Here is a 21361-nt window from a genome sequence, read left to right as displayed (position 1 = left end):
ATCATTCTTTCCGACCCGTCTATTTACATTTAACAAGTAAAAGATATTTATGAAACAGATTTTGTTCATATTGACGGTAATCGTGGGAATGACTACATGCGGTTACGCCCAAGAAGGTTTCACGGTTAAAGGTGCGTTGGGTGGAACCCTGGGAGGGAAACTCGTGTTGATGGGGATTGATGTGGAAGGTCCGCAGGTTCTGGGAGAAGCCATGATGGAGAATGGGAGTTTTGAATTCACGGGTAAGGTGGAGAAAACCATGCCCGCATACGTGCTGACCGAAAAACAACAACCGATAGCCACTTTGATTCTCGAAAACATGGGCTACACGATTGTTGCCGGAGAAACCGGTATCGAGGTAAAAGGGGGTGGTGAGGCACAAAGAATATTGAATGAATTCGAGCGAATAGAGCAAACCATCTCGAGGGAACAGATGAAAATGAGACAAGAGGCTCGAGCGGCTTACGCATCTCGGGATCAAGTGAAAATGCAAGCCTTGCAGCAGCAATTTGAAAAAGTGATGGAGGAACAGGGTGCCAAGCAAAAAGCATTGATGGACACGTATAAGGATTCTCCAGTCACCGCCTTCGTGATTGCATCAGGTATGGAACAGATGGATTACGCTTCATTAGTGGAAATGTACGAGGGGTTGGGAGATGATGCTAAACAATGTCCTTTCGGGATGAAAATTGCCCGGCAAATAGAATTGCTCGAACGGGTAGAAGTCGGCTCCGTGGCTCCGGATTTCAGCGGGGTAACCGTTGAGGGAGATTCCGTGTCTTTGTATCAGACCAAGGGCAAATTGAAACTGGTGGATTTTTGGGCATCGTGGTGCGGTCCTTGCCGGGCGGAGATACCGAACGTGTGCAAGGTTTACAAGAAGTACCATGACAAGGGATTGGAAATTATCGGGGTTTCATTGGACGAGAAAAAGGAGGATTGGGAGAGAGCGATGAAAGAGAGTCACATGACCTGGATTAACATTTCTGACCTTCAAGGATGGCGTTCTTCGATCGCTGCCCTTTATCTCGTGCGGGGCATACCCAGTACTTTCCTTTTGGACGAGAATAATTGTATTGTAGCTAAAAATCTAAGAGGGAAGGAGTTGGAAAAAAAGATAGCCGAGTTATTAGAAAAATAATTCTTCACTGATAAATAACATGAAAAAAGGAATACTATTTATCGTTTTATCCGTTCTCGTGCATACGGTTACAGTGAAAGCGCAAGGGAAGTACCAGATTAGCGGGAAAATCAGCGGTATGCAGGATGATCTGCTGATGTTCGTGCAAAATGACGGAGAGCGGATGGATACATTGGCAACAACAACATCGAAAAATGGTGTGTTTGTACTTACCGGGGAATTGAAAGCCCCGGTGGGAGGGTATTTGACCACGGCAAAGGGGGCGTTCATGCTGCCCCTTATCGTGGAATCGACCAATGTTATGGTTAATATAACGCCGTCCGGGGCGTTGATTCAAGGGGGGAAACAGCAGGAGTTGTTTGCCGCTTACAACCGGATTGCCCAAGAGTATGCCGCCGAGCAGGTTGCTATCCAGGAGGAATCCATGCGCCCGGGAGCGGACATGGATGCCCTCCAAAAGCGCGTAGACAACGCTTATCGGGCTTCCGTGAACAAGACCGAGGGATTAATCAAGGCGAACCCCGATGCTTATGCCACGGCGTACGTTATTGCCCTGGGTGCATTCAATGAAACCGAGGAGGGATTGCGTGCCAAGTACAATCTCTTGGGTGACAACGCCAAGAATTCCGTGCCGGGGAAACAAATTGCTTCCATCTTGGAACGTTTTGCCTCGTTGACCATCGGTCATGTTGCCCCGAATTTCACGGCGAATCGTCCGAACGGGGAGTCGATCTCGTTGTATAATGTTCCCGCCAAGATAAAATTGCTGGTTTTCTGGGAATCGGAAAACGTTGCTTGCCGGCAGGCAAACCCTGACTTTATCCGCCTTTACCAGCAATTCCGCCCGAAAGGCTTCGAGATTATCAGTTTTTCACTTGACACGAACCGCTTCGCCTGGGACAGGGCGATTGAGCAAGACGGCTTGATTTGGTCTAACGTGAGTGATCTGCAAGGGCGGAATTCTTCTGTAGCCAAGGCGTACATGGTGAGCACTACTTTGCCTTACACGGTTCTCGTTGATAGCGAACATAAGATTGTTGCCAAGGGACTTCTCGGGAAAGATCTTCGGAATGCTATTTCCACTCTTGTCAAGGAGAGTAAGAGAAAATAGTAGTGTTTAGGTGCGTGTATGGGAGGTGTGTGTGTTGACACACCTCCTTTTTTTCGGTGTTTATGCCCGTTGGTGGATATTTCATGATTTCTCTTTCCTTTATTGAAAAAAATTAGCTGAGAATTTGGAGAAGATGAGTCGAGAACAGGCTACAACTCCAGTGCAACATTTACACAACATTTGAATAGCAACCGTGGGTATTGTTGTTGTTCGAATGTTGGTGAAAAGGTATTTAATCCGCGAGACCTGTTCTTTTCTTTTCCGGGGCTTTTCCCCGACAAAATTTATTCATTCACGCCACGAGCATATAAACTTTGGCATAATGGTAAATAAAAAAAAGTCGCTTTTAAGCGACTTTTTTTATTTATTTCTTTTTCGGCATCTGTTTCATGCGTTGTTCTTGCATTCGTTGCATCTCTTCCAGTCTTTGTTGGAATTTGGATTTCTTCACGGGTTTCGTTTTAGCGAGTTCTATTTGTTTCAATAGTTTCTCGTCATTGACGAATTTCCGGATAGCCCAAGTTTGAACGATGGTAATCAAGGTTGCGATGAAATAGTAGTAACTTAAACCGGATGAGTAGCTGTTGAAGATGAACAGGAACATGACAGGCATGATGTACATCATGACTTGCATACCTTTCATCTGGTCATTTTGCGGTTGGTTCTTACTATTGTACCACATGTACAGGATGTTGGTGATTGTCATCAACAAACAGAATAAGCTGACGTGGTTGCCGTAGAACGGGATAGTGAATGGCAACGTGGCGATCGAGTCATACGACGCAAGGTCGGTAGCCCACAAGAAACTCTTCTGGCGCAATTCGATGGCACCGGGGAAGAAGTAGAAGAGGGCGATCAGGATCGGCATTTGCAATAACATCGGCAAACAGCCTCCCATGGGGTTGACTCCCGCTTTTTTGTACAGTTTCATGACTGCTTGTTGGCGTTCCATGGCTTTGTCGGCGGGTATCTTTTTGTTGATCTCGTCAATCTGTGGTTTGAGCACCCGCATCTTCGCCTGCGACATATAGGATTTATAGGTCAACGGGAAGAGTACCAGCTTGATGATTAAGGTCAACAAGAAGATGATTAACCCGTAGTTCAAGGTCACGTGTGTTTCCAGGAAGTTGAAGATCGGGATTACCACGTAGCGGTTGAACCATGCAATCCATTTCCATCCCAGATTGATCAATTGTGGAAGTTCGATGTCTTTCCCGTATTCTCTTAATACCGGGTAGGAGTTCGGACCGAAGAAGAAACGCATATCGTATTTCTCGATGGCTTTACCCGTGTAGGCGAGTGATATTTCAGCTTCAGCGTTTTTCAAGAATCCCGGGGTATTGTTTGTGGTATTGGAAACTTGTACATTGGGGAACGATTCGCCAGCAATAAGTATGGAAGAGAAGAATTGCTGCTTGAAGGCAATCCATTTCACGCTTGTAGCCAAGTCTGCTTTCTCATCTCCGGTAAGGGACAAATGTTCCACGTCGTTATTCGAGAAGTTGTAGTAAACTCCCGTGTAACGGCTCTCGAAATCACGGCTCTTTTCCAACTGCGGCATATCCACTTTCCAATATAAGGTCAGGAAATTCGTGTTAGAAGCAATGATATCATTCAGGTTATACGTGTTGATATTAAAATCAACCATATAGGAATCAGGTGCCAGCCTATACTCGAATTCAAGGTATTTGTCTTCATCCACGTAAGCACGCATGGTGAGCACTTGTTCGGAATTCGAGGCAATCAGGTTTTTCTGGTTTGTATTGGGCATGAAGACTAGGTCTTCCGTGTTGATTTGCCTGTTCTTGGCGTAGAAGTTCATTCCCATGGCACTTTTGTTCTCTTTCCATAATACAAGCGGGAGGGAATCGTGAGTCCGGTATCCTTTCAAATCCACGTAGTCAATACGACCACCTTTCGTGTTGATATGTAATTTGATTTTATCGTTTTCCAGGGTATATTCTTCCACGACAGCCAGAGAGTCCTGTTTGAAGATACTCGCCGTGGCTTGGGTCGTTGCCTCTTGCTGTTGGGAAGCAAAATCAGCTTGTCTTTCTTTTTCCAGTGCAGCAGCTCTTTGAGCTTCCACCCGTGCAATGGAGTCACGACGGTGTATTTCCCGAATTTCCTCCTTCGATGGGCTCATGAAATAAGAATAGCCGATTATCATTAGCGCGATAACAACTAAACCGGTTATTGTATTTTTATCCATATACTGATTTTAAATGTTATGATTTTAAATTTTAAATTGCGTTTGCAATGTTTTTAGCTGTTACGATAAGCACGCTTTCACGAATGCCACGAACAAGGGGTGCGGGTTGGTTACCGTACTCTTGTATTCCGGGTGGAATTGCGTCCCCACGAACCACTTGTGTTTCGGGATTTCCACGATTTCAGTTAAGCCTGTTTCCGGGTTTACTCCTGTCGTGACCATACCGGCTATCTCGAATTGATCGGTGTATTTTCCGTTGAATTCGTAACGATGGCGGTGTCTTTCTTCGATTTCTTGCGTGCCGTATGCCTCCATCGCTTTGGACCCCTCTTTCAACACGCACTTGTAAGCACCCAGACGCATGGTGCCTCCCTTGTCGGTTATTTCTTTTTGCGATTCCATCAAGTCTATCACGGGATATTTGGTTTTCGGGGTCATTTCCGTGGAGTCGGCTCCTTCCAGGTGCATCACGTTGCGGGCGTATTCGATAACTGCCATTTGCATTCCCAGGCAAATCCCGAGGAACGGGATATTGTTGGTACGGGCATATTCGATAGCCAGAAGTTTGCCTTCTATACCGCGTTGTCCGAATCCGGGTGCGACTAGAATACCGTCGACATCTTTGAATAATTCGCATATGTTGTCCACATGAATATCATGTGCGCTGTGTACCCACTTGATATTCACCTTGCAGTCGTTAGCTGCCCCGGCATGGATGAATGATTCCACGATGGATTTGTAAGCATCATGCAATTCAACGTATTTTCCCACGAGCGCAATGGTTACCTTGCGATTGTAGTTTTTGAACTTGTACAAGAAACGTTCCCAAGATTCGAGATCCGGTTCGTGCTTCAAGGGCAGACCTAATTGGGAAAGCACGATTTCATCCAACTTTTCTTCCCGCATTTTGATGGGTACTTTGTAGATGGTGTCCACGTCAATGGATTGAATGACTGCTTTCGGGTCTACATTACAGAACAAGGCAACTTTTCTGCGTAAATCAGATCCCAGTTCGTGTTCCGTGCGCAACACGATAATGTCCGGTTGTACCCCGTTTTCCAAAAGGGCTTTCACGGAGTGCTGCGTGGGTTTTGTCTTCAGTTCTCCCGAGGCTGTCAGGTAAGGTACAAGGGTCAGGTGAATGAAAACAGATTTTTCTCCCAGTTCCCAGCGTAATTGGCGAACAGCTTCGATAAACGGTAATGATTCGATGTCACCCACGGTACCCCCGATTTCGGTGATTACCACGTCATAATCTCCCGTGTTCCCGAGAAGTTTTATATTTCTTTTGATCTCATCCGTGATGTGCGGGATGATCTGTACGGTTTTGCCTAAATAATCACCTCGCCGTTCTCTTGTGATTACGTTTTGGTATATACGTCCGGTCGTGATATTGTTGGCTTGAGAGGTTGGGATGTTCGTGAATCTCTCGTAATGCCCCAAGTCAAGGTCGGTTTCCGCACCGTCATTGGTCACGTAGCATTCCCCGTGTTCGTAGGGATTCAAGGTTCCGGGATCTACATTAATATACGGGTCTAATTTCTGGTTAGCAACTCTATATCCTCGTGATTGAAGGAGTTTTGCTAACGAGGAGGCTATGATTCCTTTTCCTAAAGAAGAGGCAACCCCACCCGTAACGAATACATATTTTGTTGACACGATATAAATATTTTATAATTGTTTCTACATTCTACATCTAAAGGCTTGAAAATACTTGAACTGTTTGATATTCATTGAATAACAAGCAAAATGACCAAGTATGTCGAAACTTATCGACAAAAGTAAGAAAAAATATAATACAAACATAAAAAGAGGCACTTTTGAAGCGCCTCTTTTATGATTGTTTATTTTTCTCAAATCATGCTGTCGATGAGTTTCAGTTTTTCCTGCATCAAAGATAGTTTGTGGCGGGCATTCTCGATCTTGACGGTAAATTCTTTAATCAAGCCCTCCGATTTGTTTGATTTGGAGAAGAATCCGATGTTGTTCTCCCAAGCGTGCAAGTCTGCTTCCAGTTGTTTGATCTTGTTTACCAATTTCTCTCTTTCCTGAATGATCCTGCTAGCCTTGTCGTCGCTGTTGTCAAACGTGTTGATCTTGGATTTGAATCTCTCGATGTTTTTATCAAACTCATCAATATCAAGCTGATCGAAATGTGTATTGATCAATTTCCTGAACTCTGTCTGGATTGCATCTTTCTCTTTGATAGGAACAAATCCGATCTCTGCCCAGCGGGCTTGGAATGCTTTCAAGGTTTCAATATCCTCGTCCGTGTTCCCCGTCAGTTGGAAGTTGCGTGTTTCTTCGATCAAAGCTCTCTTGAGTTCAAGGTTCTTTTCTTGGTCGGAGTTCACGTTCTTCATGAGTTCGGATTTCCTGTCAAAGAAATAGTCGCAAGCCGAACGGAAGCGATTCCATATTTTGTTAGATATCTTTTTAGGGATGGGACCGATTGTCTTCCATTCCCGTTGGTATTCGATAATTTTGGATGTGGTTGTACGCCATTCGGTACTCTCTTTGATTGCTTCTACCTTCTCGCAAAGTGCTATTTTCTTTGCCAGGTTCTGGCTTTGCATCGATTGGATTTCCTGGAAGAACTGGCGTTTTTTGTTGAAGAAAGCGTCACAGGCTGCCCGATAGCGTTTGTAAAGGCGATTTCTTTCTTTGATCGGAATTGTCCCGGCGTGTTTCCATTCTTCCTGAAGTGCAAGTACGCCATCCGAAGCGGTATTCCAATCAGTGGCTTTCTCGATGTTGAGAACGGCATATTCTTCCAGCTTCCGGCAAATTTCTTCTTTTAATTTCAGGTTGTTTTCCTGTTCTTCCCGAAGCGTGTCAAAGAACTTGTGATAGGCTTCGTTGATTTTGTCGGTTACTTCTTTGAAACGGTTCCATGCTTCTTCCTGATGTTCTTTGGCAACGGGACCGATCTCTTTCCATTGTGCATGGAGCGATTGCAATTGCCGGAAAGCATTGCCGACATTGTTGTCCTCGAGTAAAGCAGTTGCCTGTTCGATCAATGCGTTTTTCGCGTCCAAGTTCTTCTTCAAGTCAAGGTCGCGCAATTCTTTATTGATCTTGACGTAGTTGAAGAAGTTTTCCACGTGATGGTGATATGTTTCCAGCAGGTTGCTTGCTTGTGCTTGTGGAACCATGCCTATATTTCGCCATCTTTCTTGCAGGTTTTTGAAGTCCTGGTACGTTTTATTCAAAGATTCCTCGTGTTGGATCAAATCCTTGAGTTCTTCTATGATTTGAAGTTTGTCCTTCAGGTTTTGTTCTTTCTCTCCTTCCAGTTTCTTGTAGAATTCCGTTTTCTTTTCACGGTATATTCTGTACACGCTATAAAAGCGTTCTTTGGAATTGTCCTGGTAATCGAATGTTTCTGCCGGACTACCGTCTTTCGTGTATTCGGCTAGGGCTTTGTCATATTCCTTCTGGTGTTGAGCTTCGAAAACTTGTGGTAGGTTATCCAGCACCTTCAGGCGTTGCACAGGAAAGTCATCGAGCAGAGCTTTCATGTGAGAGATGATCTCATCCGTGTTAAAACTAGAGAAATCCCATACCGGAATTTCCTTTTCGGGGGTTTTCTCGATAGGTGTAGGTTGACCCTGAACTGAAACTTCGTTTTGTGTTTCATCATTTAAAGTGTCCGAGGTAAGTGGCTCGTTATTTTGCAACTCCTCGGCTTGTTGTAAGTTTTCTTGCTCCATAGCTATACCTGTTTTACGCATTCAACTCACGAAAATAGTGATTTATTCTGACACTGCCAATTTATCTTAACTAAAAAAACGGGAAAGGCTTCTTTTTGGTTTTCTGTCGTAAAGCACGTATCTTTGACATTTATTATTAATGGTTATGTTTTCGTATATACTGTATGTTTTTATTTGGTTAATCAGTTTCTTGCCGTTTAGGATGCTGTATGTTGTGGCAGATATGAATTATGTCTTGCTGTATTACGTGTTCCGTTACCGGCGGAGAGTGGTACGGGTGAATCTTTGTAATTCTTTTCCGGAGAAAAGTTTGAAGGAAATTGTAGGCATCGAGCGGAAGTATTATAAGCATATGGCTGATTTAACTGTCGAGTTGTACAAGTTGTGGCATATGTCCGAGGCTTCTATACGGAAACGTTGCGTTTTCCGGAATACGGAATTGCCTCAGAAATATTTTGACGAGGGGAGGAGCGTGATCGGGGTGCTGGGACATTACGGGAACTGGGAATGGATGTCTTCATATAGCCTTTGGGAGAATGATGCTGACTTTTTAGCCCTGTATAAACCTATCCGGGATAAGATGACCGACCGGATGATGAAAGAAATACGTTCACGGTTCGGAGCCGTGCTGGTAGCTAAAGATGATACGTTGCGAGTGATTGCCCGCTATCGTTCGGAAGGACGCTTGTTTCTTGCCGGATTTATCGGGGATCAAACCCCGAATGTCCATAATCTTAATTTCTGGACCCGTTTTTTAAATCAGGATACGCCTGTTTTACTCGGAACGGAAAGGATAGCGAGGAAATATGACATCCCGGTTGTTTCCGTGCGTATGCGTAAAGTGAAGCGCGGTTATTACGAGGTGGAATTCGTGGACGTGTGCCCCCATCCGGCTGAGTTGGAGCCGGGAGTGCTGACGGAGAAGCATACCCGGTTGCTGGAATCTTTTATCCGGGAAGAGCCGCAATACTGGCTGTGGTCGCACAAGAGATGGAAGCATAGGAGGGAAAACTGAAAAAAATTTAGAGTTTTAAATTTAGAATTTAGAGTGAAAGGATTCCGTGATCCGGAATCGTGGAAATTAAAATCATTAAGTCTGAAATGAATAAGCGTGTCGCGGTTGTTATATTGAATTGGAACGGGGAGAAGTTGTTGCGGGAGTTCCTGCCTTCGGTGATCCGGAACACGAATCCGGAATTGGGACGGGTGATCGTGGTGGACAATCACTCCTCGGATAACTCGTGGGAATGTTTGGAGCGGGAATTTGCGGGAGTCGAACGGGTGCTGTTTGAAGATAACTTCGGTTTCGCGGGTGGATACAACCGGGCAATCGGGATGATCGAGGCGGAATACGTGGTATTGTTGAATAGTGACGTGGAAGTTGCCCCGGGGTGGTTGGAGCCGTTAGTCGATGCGTTGGATCGGGATCGGCAAGTGGTGGCGGTACAGCCGAAAATATTGGCGTACCGGGAGAAAGGCAAATTCGAGTATGCTGGGGCAAGCGGCGGATTTATTGATTATCTCGGCTTCCCTTTTTGTCGCGGTCGGGTGCTGGATTCCACGGAATTTGACACCGGGCAATACGACGACGAAAAAGAAGTTTTTTGGGCAACCGGGGCGGCATTGTGTATCCGGCGGGAGCAATATATGGCTTCCGGCGGTTTGGACGAAGTCTTTTTCGCACACATGGAAGAAATCGACCTGTGTTGGCGTTTGAAAAATAGCGGGTACATATTAAAAGTAGTTCCCTCGTCAGTAGTGTATCACTTGGGAGGGGGCTCTCTGCCCATGAACCATCCCCGGAAGTTGTTTTTGAATTACCGCAATAATCTGCTGATGCTGCATAAGAATTTGGGTGGTGCTTCCCGTGAGAAAGTATTTTTCATCCGCTCGTTGTTCGATTGTATGGCTGGAATGCTTTTCTTGCTGAAAGGCGAGTTTTCCAATACCCGATCCATCATACAAGCTTACAAGGCATTCCGGAAAATGAAGAAAGGATACCCTGTCCCGTCAGAAGCTGGGTCGCGTGCGGGAATATACCCGCGTAGTATTATCTTGGATTACTTCCTGCGGGGAAAAAAGAAGTTCTCGGATTTGAAATTTTAGTAAAACACGAATAAACCTTTGACATAAAATCTTGTCTTAATGTAGAAAGCCTTAAAAAACAGGAGTTAGAATGAAGGAAATGAGCGATGAAGACATAGTGAAATTGTTTCATTCAGATAACGGGGAGGATAGAGCCTTTCGTTCGCTGGTAGATAAATACAGCGAGCGGCTTTATTGGCACATCCGGAAAATCGTTATCGACCATGATGATAGTGATGACGTATTGCAGAATACGTTCGTCAAGATTTGGCGGGGCTTGAAGGAATTTCGTTATGAGGCGAAATTATTCACGTGGATGTACCGCGTGGCGACCAATGAGGCAATTAACTTTTTGAACGAGAAGCGTCGGAAGACCTACGGGAATTCACAGGAAATAACTCCTGTACTGGAAAACCAGTTGGAGAGCGATAGTTTTTTTTGCGGGGATTCTATTCAGCGTGAATTGCAGAAAGCCGTGCTGAAATTACCGGAGCGTCAACGTTTGGTTTTTAACATGAAGTACTTTGACGATATGAAATATGATGATATAGCTGAGGTGTTGAATGTGGCTGTCGGTACTCTCAAGGCAACGTATCACAATGCCGTGAAGAAGATCGAGGAGAGTTTGAAGATTTCGGATACCTTGTCTACGTTGGATTGATTTTAATGAATGTAAAGAGGGATGATATGGATAATTTAGACGAAAAATATAGATCAAAGAACCCGTTCACCGTACCGGACGGTTATTTTGAGTCACTTGGGGATCGGGTGATAGAACGGGTTAAGGAAGCCGGGAAGCCCAAACGTACGAGTACTTTGCAGATATTAAAGCCTTATCTCGGGTTAGCGGGGGTATTCGTGTTCGCAATGGTCATCGTGCAACTTTTATTGCCTCGTTTGATAGATGAAAATAGAATGCTGGCGAAGAAGGTGCAAAAGGCTCCGGCAGTACAAGAAGAGGAAGAGAGTATTTTCGATACGGATTTCGATCCTTCCCGTGAGGAGATCATCGAGTACCTGTCGCAGGAGTCTGACGTGACTGATTTTTTGTACGCGGAACGTAGGTAGAATATAATGTATAGAGAGTATATATGAAAAAAGTTGGTTTAGTTATATTGATGATAGGACTTTCGTTTTCCTTGTTTGCACAATCGGGTAAATTGAGCGAAGAAAAACGTAAAGAGTTTGAAGCCCAAAAAATAGCATTCTTCACGCAAGAGATGGAATTGACTCCCGAGGAAGCGGCTGTGTTCTGGCCTTTATACAACGAGATGCAACAAAAACTACGGGTTGAGAATGATAAGATTCGTAATTTGACTTGCAAAAAGGCGAAAGATACCCCGGTTGTAACGGAAGAACAAGCGAAGAAGAATCTTAAAACCGTTCTGGATGCAGAGCAAACCGTGTGGACGATTAAAAAGGAATACACGGATAAATTGCTGAAAGTTTTGCCCGCCAAGAAAGTTTGGTTGATGTTCGAGGCTGAACAAAAATTCCGTCACCAGCTATGGAAGAAGATGGAGAATAAGCCGGCACCGGGACAAAAATAGCCTGTTCGGGGTATCTGATATAGCTTGTTAGCAACTTTACTTGAAAAAAAGAAAAAAAAACGCCCAAAAAGCTTGCAAGAACAATAAAAAGCACTACTTTTGTCAGCGCAATTGGAGAGATGGGTGAGTGGCTGAAACCAACAGTTTGCTAAACTGTCGTACGGGATTACTGTACCGGGGGTTCGAATCCCCCTCTCTCCGCCACGAATTTTGCAGATGTTTCGGGGCGTAGCGCAGTCCGGTAGCGCATCTGCTTTGGGAGCAGAGGGTCGCAGGTTCGAATCCTGTCACCCCGACAGAAAATGAGACAGTTACGAAAGTAGCTGTTTTTTTATTGTCGTGATTTTTGGGTGGATTTGAGCAAATGTTTAAACCGAGAGTTAAACTAATCTGAAATTCGTCAACCAATACGTCAACCAAAACTTAAACTGATCTTGTTTTTTTTCTGATCGGAAGCCTAGGGAAGAGTTTCCTGAAACGAACCAGGTAAGTGGTGACATTGCTTCCCGCTATAATTAGGGTTACAGCCAGGACGATCATTAATATGCCGCAGCTTAACCTTAATGTCAGGGATTCCCCGAAAACCGTAACCCCGAAGAAGACAGCGGTCAAGGGTTCTAGGGCTCCTAGGATAGCCGTCGGGGTGGAACCGATGTATTGGATCGCTTGGGTGGTGCAGAGGAAAGATATGGCGGTCGGGAAAACGGCTAGTGCTATCAGGTTTCCCCATAAGTACCACGAGTGGACGATATGCAGGCTTTGTCCGAAATTTATACGAACGAAAAAGAGCGATAACCCGAAAAGTAATACATAGAAGGTTAGTTTAAGGGTTGCGATGTCTTTCAATCTCGGTCGGTTCACGCTCACAATATAAATTGCGTAGGAGAGAGCCGAAACCATAACCAGGATGATACCTGTTAGGTTGAGGGTGCTTCCGTCGCTGGCTTTATAGAGCATACTGATCCCGCCTAAAGCCAGTGCGATGCACAGGATGGTCTGTATGGTTAATTTTTCCTTGAAGACAAAAGCCATAATTAATGCTACCATGATCGGGTAGACGAATAACAATGTCGAGGCGATGCCCGCCTCCATGTAATTGTAGCTTTGAAACAAGGTAAGGGAGGATAGTGCAACCAGCAATCCCATGATGATGAGCGGTAATATTTCTTTCCGTTGTAACTTGAAACTTCTCCCTCTCGCCTTGAGCATGATCCCCAGCACCGGGATTGCGAACAGGTATCTGAAAAATAGTACCGAATCCGGATTCATTCCCGCCTCGTACAAGGGGAGAGCGAACAAGGGGTTCATGCCATAAGTTGCGGCGGCAATTGCGCCCAACGCGTATCCTTTAGCTTTTACATTCATAACACTGATATTTACGGCAAAATTAGTGTTTTCTGTCCGCTTTGATATTTATTGGATGTTATTTATTTTTCAATGTCCGGATAACTATATTACACTGGAAAAGAGCAATCGAAAATGTGTTTGCTGTACTTTTCAGAAAGGAAACATTTTCCGATTGCTCTCGATATGCTGGATCGCTTACCCGTTGAAGGGGTGCGATGGGATTTTATTTTACGATCACGGTGTACATGGAATCCAGATCAACCGTGTAGCCCTCGTTCACGATGCCTTTCCCTTGCATCGTGAATTGATCGGCTGCCTCGGGATGATTGCTCTCGATGCTTCTTATGGAATACCGGATTGGCGCAGTTCCTTGTACCCCCTTGATGGAGGTGCTTTGCTACGGTATTTGAAACTCTATTTGCCTTGCGTCCTAACCGGGGTCAAGTTCCGCTTTAATGATCATCGAATCCGGTTGATACATGGCGTCCCTCGTTTCCAAGTACCCGACCGTCACGTCATGATATCCCGCTAGTAGCATCTCCTCGTAGTTTTTTACATCAACATGAAGACGGTCTTTAGCTAGCTCCAGCATTAACTCGTGAGCTTCTACAAGTACTTTTTGTTTCTCAACTTCCTTGCATGAGCGTTACAGTTTTTGACGTTCTTTGTCTGTCATCGATATAAAGTTTTTGGATATGTATCAGTAAAGATAAGCGTTTATAACTTTCTTCCGACATTACCTGGGATTTATATTTGTTCAATCACCCTTGGAAGGTGGAAGAACTGACTCCATGCTTCATACTTCTTTAGTCAAGGTACATCAATATCTGAAAAGTATATATCCAGATGCTTATTAAATTTGAGCAAAGATTTGTACACGTAATCATGACATTCTGCATACCTGATTCTTTCTTCCTTTTTTAGTTGGGCTATTTCCTGTAAGAAGAGATCATTTACATTCATTCTCTTTACAGGCTTATTTACTTTCTCTATTAGTGTTTTAGCTGTAAAGTCCTTCTTTTCAATTTGTAAATTGACAATATTATCAGTATATTCTTTGATTTTGTCTGTAATAAGTCTTTGAATTGCCATGTAATTGGGGCAATTAGTTTTAGGCTTATTCTTTTTTATATCCCAAAAATTCGGATGAATATTAATGCCTAAACTCACATATTTAGGTTTCCGATTTTGAGTAACTCTTAGCATTAACGGATGATTTCCATTCTTTAATGTTTTTGATGTGTAGTAAACTACTGAAACAGAAGTATTCATGTCTAAAATCTGGTTTAAACATGGTTTAAACATCCTACCCGAAACACCCTCATTTCACTCTAAAAACAAAAAAGCAGTTACATTTTTGATTTTGTAACTGCTTCATTTTGAAGTGGTCCCACTTGGGCTTGAACCAAGGACCCCCTGATTATGAGTAGGTGGACGGCATGATGTTGAACGAAACCATATGAAATTTCATTAATAAGATGTAATTTGATTATCAGATATTTGCGGGTATTAAAAGAAGTTTGTAATTTTGTATGAGACCTCTTGAAACTCGTGGGTTGTGTTCAAAATGTGTTCAAATCCCATTTGCTGAACACGCTCCCTGATTGTTTTATAGGGTCTGGCAGGTCTGATAAAAACTTGAACACAACTTTGAACACAGCTATATGAACAAGGCACTTTTTAGCGATGAATCACGACGGTTCGCAGGAGCAACGATATATATCGTTCTCGCCCCGGACAACAGATATAAATTCGACACAGGCAAATCTGTGCCGTTGACAGTCTGCGTCACTCATCAGCGGTTACGGCGATATTTCACAACCGGATTTAAGGTATCGTCAACGAAAGAGTATGAGGCGTTGTTCTCAAAATCAAATGCCGCCATTGAAACCAGAAAGGAACTCCGGAAGGTGTTTGACCAGATATGTGCCAAAACAGACGAACTTATTTTACTCAACCGCTTCTCGGTTGCCGACCTCAAAAGCCATGTTGAAAAGTCTGAGGGGAAAGTGACCGAAAAAACGATGAGGGCGGACGATACATTTTCTTATTGGGCGGCACTCGGCGCATCTAAAGAAAAAGTAAAGACTCGCGCGATGTATTCTTCTGCCCTTGACTGGTTCAAGCTATTCCGTAAGGATAAACCCATTCCTCTCGGTGCTGTCGATACCGCCATAATTACACGCTTCGCCAAATGGCTTGATGAACAGAAAGCACGAAACGGCACGGATCAGCCCCTCTCTTTGGACACGCGAATGGTAATTCTCCGCGCCACTCGTGCAGTATTCAATCAGGCTTATAAAGACGGACACACCACTATGGTACCCAATTTCAAAGGTCTTATCCATGCCGGCAACCGTCGCCGCTTGAACGCCTTGACTGTGGAAGAAATATTGAAGTTATGGGAATATTGGCTTGCTGCTCCTGATAAACAGTCAAAATATGCCCGTGCCGTAGGACGCTGGCTGCTCCTTTATTGTCTCAACGGTATGAACACCATAGATATGGCAAAACTTGTTTGGACTGAAAAAGCGGCAGTCTCGCAGAGATTTCCGCAATTTGTTTTCATCCGTTCCAAGATTGACCGGGCGAACAAACCGGTGGGCAAGCAGCTTGATGAAACCTTTGTGCCGATTATTCCACAGTTACGGCTGTTGCTCGATGCGTATGCCTCGCCATATAACCCCGGTGAACTTGTTTTCCCTGACATCTTCCTCAATGCTGTCACTGATGAACAGAAGTCTATCCGCGTCCACGACTTCAATCGCCGGATCTCAAAAAACATAAAAGATGTTTGCGAATCTCTCGGCATCCAGCCCGTTACGCCGCAGTATGCCCGCAACTCTTTTATTTCGGCATTGGCGCATCATGGAGTCATGACAGCGTACATAGACTATGCCGTCGGACACGCCACATCGGAAGTATCGGCGCTTCTCGCCGGTTACATTTCCAATGTGACTCCGGCGATGATGCAGGCATTTAATGAAAAAATCTTCATCGTGCCTCCGATATGATGAAGTTGATATAGACCAACTTTTACAACAGAAATGTCGGTTTATCGTAGTTCGCATATTCCAAATACATCTAATTATCGTAGTTTGTAATGTAAGAATTTGACGATTTACCGAAGTTTTATTATCTTTGCACCATAAATACAAGACTTTAATGGAGACTTCAGTACTGCTTGAAATATTACGTGACCAACGAGAAGAGCTTGACTCACTTCGTTCCCATTGCTTTTGCAAACGAAAGGAAGAAGATATGGTTAAACTTGAGAGTAAAAAGGCTCAGGTAGTAATAGGAGTGCGCCGTAGTGGAAAATCAACATTGTGTTTCAATGTATTGAATAAGGCTCAGGCAAAATTTGCTTATGTGAATTTTGACGATGAGCGTTTAGTTCGTTTGTCTGCTGATGATCTGAACGATGTATTAAAATGCCTATACCAGATTTATGGTGACTTCACCCACCTATTTCTTGACGAAGCACAGAATATAGAGGGCTGGCATCTCTTTGTCAACAGACTGCTCCGGCACGGGATGAAGTTGATTATAACCGGCAGCAACGCGAAACTACTTAGTAGCGAGCTTTCCACATATCTCACCGGACGCTACAATGAAATCGAATTATTTCCTTTCTCGTTCCGTGAATTTTGCGAAATGAAGAAAGTGGAAACAACGAATCTTTCTACAAAAACTGACGCCTTACTTCGCAGAGCATTTGACAAGTACATGGAGACAGGTGGTTTTCCGGAGATAATCAGTGGAGAAGAAACTGCCGAGGAATATATAGATACACTGGTTTCAAATATTCTGGAAAGAGACATCGTGCAGCGTTTTAAGGTAAGATACAAAGATGCCTTTAAGTCACTGTCTCATCATCTTATGAATAATGCTCCATGCGAAGTTATATATACAGCTTTGCAGAAGACTTTTAATTTCAAAAATGACAAAACCGTTGAGAATTATGTCGGATACCTTTATCAGGCTTATCTCCTGAAACAGTTACGCAAATATTCTACCAAAAGCAGCGAGCGGATTCGTAATGCGAAATGCTACCCCATAGATGTATCGCTTATGAACGCCAGAAAGGATGCTTTTGCAAAAGATAATTTTGGATGGAGGCTTGAATCTCTGGTTTATTTGGCGTTATGCAGAAAATATGGAGTCGGATACGATGTCTATTATCACAAAACGGAGTCTTACGAAGTTGATTTCGTAGTCTGCCATCGAGCAACGGTTGTTGAACTTGTACAGGTCTCCTATGACATATCCTCGGAAAAAACTCTCAATCGCGAAACTTCTGCTTTGGTGAAAGCCGGGACATCACTAAAATGTGACAAATTGACTTTGGTCACCGCCTTTGAGGAGCGTGTATTGGATGTTCAGGGACAAGTCATTGATGTCTGTGCTGCTTACAAATGGCTTCTGATATAACCACATCGCTCGTTTTTAACTCCTCCAATCCTGCTTTAAACAGCATAGAATAACAATCTTTAGAACGTAAAATATGACAGAATCAGACTTCATAAAAGCAATACAGCTTCTTTTTCCAAAAGGAAATCCTTTGAGAGAGTTCGCCGATTTTGTATCAAAAGGAAATAGCATTGAAAAGCTCACCTCGCTCCTTTTTGTCAAGGATCGTCTTGAATCGGAATATAGGTTAGCCGCCTTTGCCCAATTATACTCTCCAAATAACAATCACACCCGCTATCTTGAAGGCATTTCGTCCGCCCTATCCGAATGTAATAATCGCATAGTGCAACTGACGGATAAAGTCTTACAAGATGAGGTGCAAAAGAAAGCCCTTGACAATATAAGAGAGATAATGAACAGAAGTGGATTCTGAGTCTCAACATTGGCTACGGCGAGAACCTCGGTTCCGGGTTCCCGCTCATTCTCAATGCCTGGCAGGAAAAGCACTGGTTAGAGCCGCAGCTCATTGAGCAACCTGAGCTGATGCAGGTAAAGCTCGAATTGAAGATAGTTAAATCCAATAATTCAACTGTCTTACAAGGATGGCAGAAAGAGGGGCAGAAAGAGCAGAAAGAAGTGACTTCACGCCAACTGGATATAATCCATCTCTTGGAGGAAACTCCCTCTGCTACGATGCCACAGATAGCTGAATCTTTGACCATTACATATCGCTCAGTTCGTAGAGATATAGATTATCTTCAAAAGATTGGAATTGTATCTCGTGAGGGCGGTCGTAAAGAGGGATATTGGGTTATTAATAAATGAAGGAGACAAGCTCAAGATAGGTAATGATGTCAAGGCTTTTTATTCTTAGAGAGTCTAATGCATATTAAAGCAAGGTAGTGAACACTTGGCGGCTGACGGTTGTTTGAGTTACTGAGTGCTAAAATTTCATAACATTTCAACATGTATTGTTAAGATTGATTGGCTCTCACGATTTATTAACGCTCAAAACTCAACACCACCCTATGCCACCTCCAATGACATTCCGCGATGTTGTACCGGTCTTGGAAAAACTGAGACAGGAAATCAAATTTCCTCAGATTGCAAAATCAGATTTGCTCTGTCGAAAGGAGATAGCGGAGATTTACAAGAAGTTGTATTCCATTGACCTTGAATCGGTCGTTATAGAGACCCATGCACTTGGCGAAGTTGGCAGAATACTTGCCGATACCGTCAGAAATCTTTGTGCAGAGATAGCGTGTAGAATTCATACATTCTATGATACATTCCGGGAACTTGATAAAAAGGACCGGTCGAAAAGAGACGATTTTGATGAGTATGAAATCAAGCGTCTTTTCAATGAATTTGAACTTCTGAAAATTGATGCACAACTATATCAAGGTTCATTGATTGCAAGAGGAAAGATGCCAATGCCTCCCGATTGCACAATGAACGATGTCAACCGCGAGCTTTTCGCATACCATCTTGATGAACACAGGGAGCGTTGGCTCAAGCGTAAACGGAAATTCCTTGAAAGTCTTCAGAAAAGCATCGAGTTTGACGAGTTTCTCAATGAGGAGATGCCGCCACTCTACAGTCGTCTCCGTGATGTATGCATAAAATTATTCAATAAGGTCGAGCGTTACTTCCCACCATGCGAAATAAAGCTCCATAATAAATTAGGACAAACATTCGAGAAAAACATGATGCTCCGTAGTGGAAGTTTTTTGACGCCTCTGCAAGAAAAAAATGAACAGACAAATCTTGACAAACAGGATAACAAATGCTGGGAAGGCGAATTATTCCCGATGATACTCATTTCCGAGTTATATGAGGTGTGCAACGACGTATTCGACAATCCGACAGAAACCCAGTTTCATTCATCGCTCAATCTCCACGGCAAGCATGAGCCTATAAAGATACGACCCAAACAGACCATCAAGGCTTGTTATCTCGTATCGAAGCTATATGAGATTGTTCCCGCTAAACACAAAACCGCATGGCGCGAGGACATTCTCAACCACCTCGGTATCGAATGGAGTTACTACGAAAAGAAGTATTGTCACCCCCGTGGAAGCGATGCCAGCGCATCGAGTCGGGCTTACGCTGACGAGGTGGATGAAATCTTCAAAAATCATAAAAAACGAGCATGACACTCTGTGTGACTCTGTGATACCACTCACACACCACTTTCGCCACTTGAAATTCCACTTTTGAGACCTTATTAGACTACCTGTTAGAGCTTGATACTCTGGCGGGTAGTATTCGTTTGCAAACGATATGACACCACATACATACCACTCATAACCGGTTGTAATTTTGCAGTGTCCGGGAGATACTCGGATACGCTCTCTGAGGGCGGAAGTATAACTCAACCCCACACTGCGTATGACAAAAGACCAGTTACTCAAACTTCCTCTCTGGCAGTACACCGGAGAACAATTTTTAGAATTACTTGACTCTCATTTTGTCAAGACCCCACCCGCACCCGCAAGCGTAACCTCTGACGAAAATGTTGCCACCACAGCAAAGCGTTGGCTCGTTTACGGAATCAAAGGACTATGCGACCTTCTCCAGTGCAGCAAAGCGACCGCACACCGTATCAAGAACAGTGGCGTAATCAAAGATGCCATTACTCAAAATGGCAGAAAAATCGTCATCGACGCCCAGAAAGCACTCGACCTTATTCACGCCTCAAAGGAAGGAGGTGAGGCGTGAGCGAAGTGAAGCAAGACATCCTCCGACTTTGGGAGGAAAAGCAGTTGAGAATCACCGATGAGATTCAGACTGCGCCGGAGGTGCTGTATGCCAACGGCAACGTTATCGGAACACTCGGCAATTTCTCTGCTTCGACGGGTAAGGCAAAGAGCAAAAAGACATTCAATGTCGCCGCCATTGTCGGAGCATCGCTCGTCAACGGCAAAGTACTGGGCTACACCGCAGAGTTCCCCGATGACAAACGCACAATCCTTTATTTCGACACCGAACAAAGCCCGTATCATTGTCAGAAGGTTATGGAGCGAGCGTTGCGACTGGCAAAGTTGCCGACCGACACCCACCCGGAGCATCTGAAATTCGCGGCACTGCGCCAGCTTACACCCTCCTTGCGCCTTGAAGTCATCGAACAGGCGATAATAAATACACCCGGCGTTGGTCTTGTCGTAATCGATGGTGTGCGTGACCTGATGTATGACATCAACTGCGCCAAGGAGTCAACCGACCTTATCGGCAAGCTGATGGAGTGGACTGACAAGTATCAGATACACATACACACGGTTCTGCATCTCAACAAGAGCGACGATAACGCCCGTGGTCATGTTGGCACCGAATTGAACAACAAGGCGGAGACTGTGCTCCAGATAAGTCGAAGCAAAACCGATGACGCTGTTTCGGAGGTATGTGCCGCTATGATACGCGCCGCCGAGTTCGACCCGTTTGCCTTCCGTGTCAATGACTATGGGCTGCCGGAGATAGCCATCGGATATGTTTTCTCAGAGCCGGGCAAGAAAGCCAAAGACCCTTATCCCTATAAGGAACTGACCGAGGAACAGCACCGCGAGGCACTGGGCGTGGTATTCGCCAACGGGCCGATTAAAGGGTGTCGCAATTTCGAGGCGGCATTGAAGGCCGGATATGCCGCCTGTGGACACTCGTATTCTAACAACAAGATCAAGGGCTTAAAGACCTTTCTTGACAACAAGGGCATGATACGCTACGAGAACCGAGAGTATATCTACAATCCGGATTTCTACTATTGATAACCGCGAAGCGCTTTCGTAGCAAAGC

Annotated in this window: 20 protein-coding genes and 2 tRNA genes; 17 read left to right on the top strand and 5 right to left on the bottom strand. The window is 44.3% G+C overall.

The window, feature by feature from the left end:
• The first annotated feature begins 49 nt into the window (after positions 1 to 49).
• Positions 50 to 1141: a TlpA disulfide reductase family protein gene (locus A3CY_RS0107560; RefSeq protein WP_018337308.1), complete on the top strand. Its 1092-nt coding sequence runs from the start codon at positions 50 to 52 to the stop codon at positions 1139 to 1141.
• A gap of 19 nt (positions 1142 to 1160) precedes the next feature.
• The gene (locus A3CY_RS0107555) at positions 1161 to 2252 is read left to right on the top strand and encodes a redoxin domain-containing protein (RefSeq protein ID WP_018337307.1); all 1092 of its coding nucleotides are present in this window, start codon (positions 1161 to 1163) and stop codon (positions 2250 to 2252) included.
• Positions 2253 to 2616: 364 nt separating this feature from the next.
• On the opposite strand, the gene yidC is transcribed toward A3CY_RS0107555, so the two are convergent.
• From yidC to A3CY_RS0107540, 3 genes are all read right to left on the bottom strand, one after another.
• Positions 2617 to 4464 (bottom strand): membrane protein insertase YidC, encoded by a 1848-nt coding sequence (yidC, locus tag A3CY_RS0107550; protein ID WP_026207423.1) that lies wholly within the window; start codon positions 4462 to 4464, stop codon positions 2617 to 2619.
• 60 nt (positions 4465 to 4524) lie between these two features.
• Positions 4525 to 6123: a CTP synthase gene (locus tag A3CY_RS0107545; RefSeq protein ID WP_018337305.1), complete on the bottom strand. Its 1599-nt coding sequence runs from the start codon at positions 6121 to 6123 to the stop codon at positions 4525 to 4527.
• A gap of 194 nt (positions 6124 to 6317) precedes the next feature.
• On the bottom strand, positions 6318 to 8177 hold the full coding sequence (locus A3CY_RS0107540) for a DUF349 domain-containing protein (protein WP_018337304.1): 1860 nt from the start codon (positions 8175 to 8177) through the stop codon (positions 6318 to 6320).
• 145 nt (positions 8178 to 8322) lie between these two features.
• Between A3CY_RS0107540 and A3CY_RS0107535 the strand changes: the two genes are divergently transcribed.
• From A3CY_RS0107535 to A3CY_RS0107505, 7 genes are all read left to right on the top strand, one after another.
• On the top strand, positions 8323 to 9192 hold the full coding sequence (locus tag A3CY_RS0107535; RefSeq protein WP_018337303.1) for a lysophospholipid acyltransferase family protein: 870 nt from the start codon (positions 8323 to 8325) through the stop codon (positions 9190 to 9192).
• Between the two features lie 86 nt (positions 9193 to 9278).
• The gene (locus tag A3CY_RS0107530; RefSeq protein ID WP_018337302.1) at positions 9279 to 10283 is read left to right on the top strand and encodes a glycosyltransferase family 2 protein; all 1005 of its coding nucleotides are present in this window, start codon (positions 9279 to 9281) and stop codon (positions 10281 to 10283) included.
• 79 nt (positions 10284 to 10362) lie between these two features.
• Complete coding sequence (locus tag A3CY_RS0107525; protein WP_240388131.1) at positions 10363 to 10923, top strand: RNA polymerase sigma factor; 561 nt, start codon at positions 10363 to 10365, stop codon at positions 10921 to 10923.
• Positions 10924 to 10949: 26 nt separating this feature from the next.
• Complete coding sequence (locus A3CY_RS20480) at positions 10950 to 11330, top strand: hypothetical protein (protein WP_018337300.1); 381 nt, start codon at positions 10950 to 10952, stop codon at positions 11328 to 11330.
• A 23-nt stretch (positions 11331 to 11353) separates the two neighbouring features.
• The gene (locus A3CY_RS0107515) at positions 11354 to 11812 is read left to right on the top strand and encodes a hypothetical protein (RefSeq protein WP_155828212.1); all 459 of its coding nucleotides are present in this window, start codon (positions 11354 to 11356) and stop codon (positions 11810 to 11812) included.
• Positions 11813 to 11925: 113 nt separating this feature from the next.
• Positions 11926 to 12016, top strand: a tRNA-Ser gene (locus tag A3CY_RS0107510).
• A gap of 18 nt (positions 12017 to 12034) precedes the next feature.
• Positions 12035 to 12108: transfer RNA gene (locus A3CY_RS0107505), tRNA-Pro, on the top strand.
• Between the two features lie 127 nt (positions 12109 to 12235).
• On the opposite strand, the gene A3CY_RS0107500 is transcribed toward A3CY_RS0107505, so the two are convergent.
• Entirely contained in the window at positions 12236 to 13177 is a 942-nt protein-coding gene (locus tag A3CY_RS0107500) for a DMT family transporter (RefSeq protein WP_018337298.1), read from the bottom strand.
• 55 nt (positions 13178 to 13232) lie between these two features.
• Here A3CY_RS0107500 and A3CY_RS22900 point away from each other — a divergent pair, with 55 nt between their 5' ends.
• Positions 13233 to 13691, top strand: a complete 459-nt coding sequence (locus A3CY_RS22900; protein ID WP_040371303.1) for a hypothetical protein — start codon at positions 13233 to 13235, stop codon at positions 13689 to 13691.
• A 278-nt stretch (positions 13692 to 13969) separates the two neighbouring features.
• Here the strand turns inward: A3CY_RS22900 and A3CY_RS0107490 are convergent, their stop codons facing one another.
• A complete protein-coding gene (locus tag A3CY_RS0107490) occupies positions 13970 to 14431 on the bottom strand; it encodes a phage integrase SAM-like domain-containing protein (protein ID WP_026207422.1) in 462 nt (153 codons plus the stop codon).
• 392 nt (positions 14432 to 14823) lie between these two features.
• Here A3CY_RS0107490 and A3CY_RS0107485 point away from each other — a divergent pair, with 392 nt between their 5' ends.
• The 7 genes from A3CY_RS0107485 to A3CY_RS0107455 all read left to right on the top strand — a co-directional run bounded on the left by A3CY_RS0107485 (position 14824) and on the right by A3CY_RS0107455 (position 21333).
• Complete coding sequence (locus A3CY_RS0107485; protein ID WP_018337295.1) at positions 14824 to 16173, top strand: phage integrase SAM-like domain-containing protein; 1350 nt, start codon at positions 14824 to 14826, stop codon at positions 16171 to 16173.
• A 151-nt stretch (positions 16174 to 16324) separates the two neighbouring features.
• Positions 16325 to 17593, top strand: a complete 1269-nt coding sequence (locus A3CY_RS0107480; protein WP_018337294.1) for an ATP-binding protein — start codon at positions 16325 to 16327, stop codon at positions 17591 to 17593.
• 73 nt (positions 17594 to 17666) lie between these two features.
• Positions 17667 to 18005, top strand: a complete 339-nt coding sequence (locus tag A3CY_RS0107475) for a hypothetical protein (RefSeq protein WP_016563367.1) — start codon at positions 17667 to 17669, stop codon at positions 18003 to 18005.
• Between the two features lie 110 nt (positions 18006 to 18115).
• On the top strand, positions 18116 to 18397 hold the full coding sequence (locus A3CY_RS23485) for an HTH domain-containing protein (protein ID WP_018337293.1): 282 nt from the start codon (positions 18116 to 18118) through the stop codon (positions 18395 to 18397).
• Between the two features lie 203 nt (positions 18398 to 18600).
• Positions 18601 to 19728, top strand: coding sequence for a hypothetical protein (locus A3CY_RS0107465; RefSeq protein ID WP_155828211.1), 1128 nt, complete (start codon positions 18601 to 18603; stop codon positions 19726 to 19728).
• A gap of 235 nt (positions 19729 to 19963) precedes the next feature.
• The gene (locus A3CY_RS0107460) at positions 19964 to 20293 is read left to right on the top strand and encodes a DUF3853 family protein (protein ID WP_018337291.1); all 330 of its coding nucleotides are present in this window, start codon (positions 19964 to 19966) and stop codon (positions 20291 to 20293) included.
• Entirely contained in the window at positions 20290 to 21333 is a 1044-nt protein-coding gene (locus A3CY_RS0107455; protein ID WP_018337290.1) for an AAA family ATPase, read from the top strand. Before A3CY_RS0107460 ends, A3CY_RS0107455 begins: the two co-directional genes overlap by 4 nt.
• Positions 21334 to 21361: the final 28 nt, after the last annotated feature.

It is taken from the genome of Butyricimonas synergistica DSM 23225, from assembly GCF_000379665.1.
Lineage (GTDB): Bacteria > Bacteroidota > Bacteroidia > Bacteroidales > Marinifilaceae > Butyricimonas > Butyricimonas synergistica.
This window is presented reverse-complemented; position numbering and strand designations above follow the sequence as displayed.

Bases quoted from the DNA above. Each gene is read 5' to 3' on its own strand.
- A3CY_RS22900 (WP_040371303.1), top strand. From the start codon at position 13,233: ATGTTATTTATTTTTCAATGTCCGGATAACTATATTACACTGGAAAAG.
- yidC (WP_026207423.1), bottom strand. From the start codon at position 4,464: ATGGATAAAAATACAATAACCGGTTTAGTTGTTATCGCGCTAATGATA.
- A3CY_RS20480 (WP_018337300.1), top strand. From the start codon at position 10,950: ATGGATAATTTAGACGAAAAATATAGATCAAAGAACCCGTTCACCGTA.
- A3CY_RS0107500 (WP_018337298.1), bottom strand. From the start codon at position 13,177: ATGAATGTAAAAGCTAAAGGATACGCGTTGGGCGCAATTGCCGCCGCA.
- A3CY_RS0107560 (WP_018337308.1), top strand. From the start codon at position 50: ATGAAACAGATTTTGTTCATATTGACGGTAATCGTGGGAATGACTACA.
- A3CY_RS0107465 (WP_155828211.1), top strand. From the start codon at position 18,601: ATGCCACCTCCAATGACATTCCGCGATGTTGTACCGGTCTTGGAAAAA.
- A3CY_RS0107480 (WP_018337294.1), top strand. From the start codon at position 16,325: ATGGAGACTTCAGTACTGCTTGAAATATTACGTGACCAACGAGAAGAG.
- A3CY_RS0107535 (WP_018337303.1), top strand. From the start codon at position 8,323: ATGTTTTCGTATATACTGTATGTTTTTATTTGGTTAATCAGTTTCTTG.
- A3CY_RS0107555 (WP_018337307.1), top strand. From the start codon at position 1,161: ATGAAAAAAGGAATACTATTTATCGTTTTATCCGTTCTCGTGCATACG.
- A3CY_RS0107515 (WP_155828212.1), top strand. From the start codon at position 11,354: ATGAAAAAAGTTGGTTTAGTTATATTGATGATAGGACTTTCGTTTTCC.
- A3CY_RS0107460 (WP_018337291.1), top strand. From the start codon at position 19,964: ATGACAAAAGACCAGTTACTCAAACTTCCTCTCTGGCAGTACACCGGA.
- A3CY_RS0107490 (WP_026207422.1), bottom strand. From the start codon at position 14,431: ATGAATACTTCTGTTTCAGTAGTTTACTACACATCAAAAACATTAAAG.
- A3CY_RS0107485 (WP_018337295.1), top strand. From the start codon at position 14,824: ATGAACAAGGCACTTTTTAGCGATGAATCACGACGGTTCGCAGGAGCA.
- A3CY_RS0107530 (WP_018337302.1), top strand. From the start codon at position 9,279: ATGAATAAGCGTGTCGCGGTTGTTATATTGAATTGGAACGGGGAGAAG.
- A3CY_RS0107525 (WP_240388131.1), top strand. From the start codon at position 10,363: ATGAGCGATGAAGACATAGTGAAATTGTTTCATTCAGATAACGGGGAG.
- A3CY_RS0107540 (WP_018337304.1), bottom strand. From the start codon at position 8,177: ATGGAGCAAGAAAACTTACAACAAGCCGAGGAGTTGCAAAATAACGAG.
- A3CY_RS23485 (WP_018337293.1), top strand. From the start codon at position 18,116: ATGCAGGTAAAGCTCGAATTGAAGATAGTTAAATCCAATAATTCAACT.
- A3CY_RS0107475 (WP_016563367.1), top strand. From the start codon at position 17,667: ATGACAGAATCAGACTTCATAAAAGCAATACAGCTTCTTTTTCCAAAA.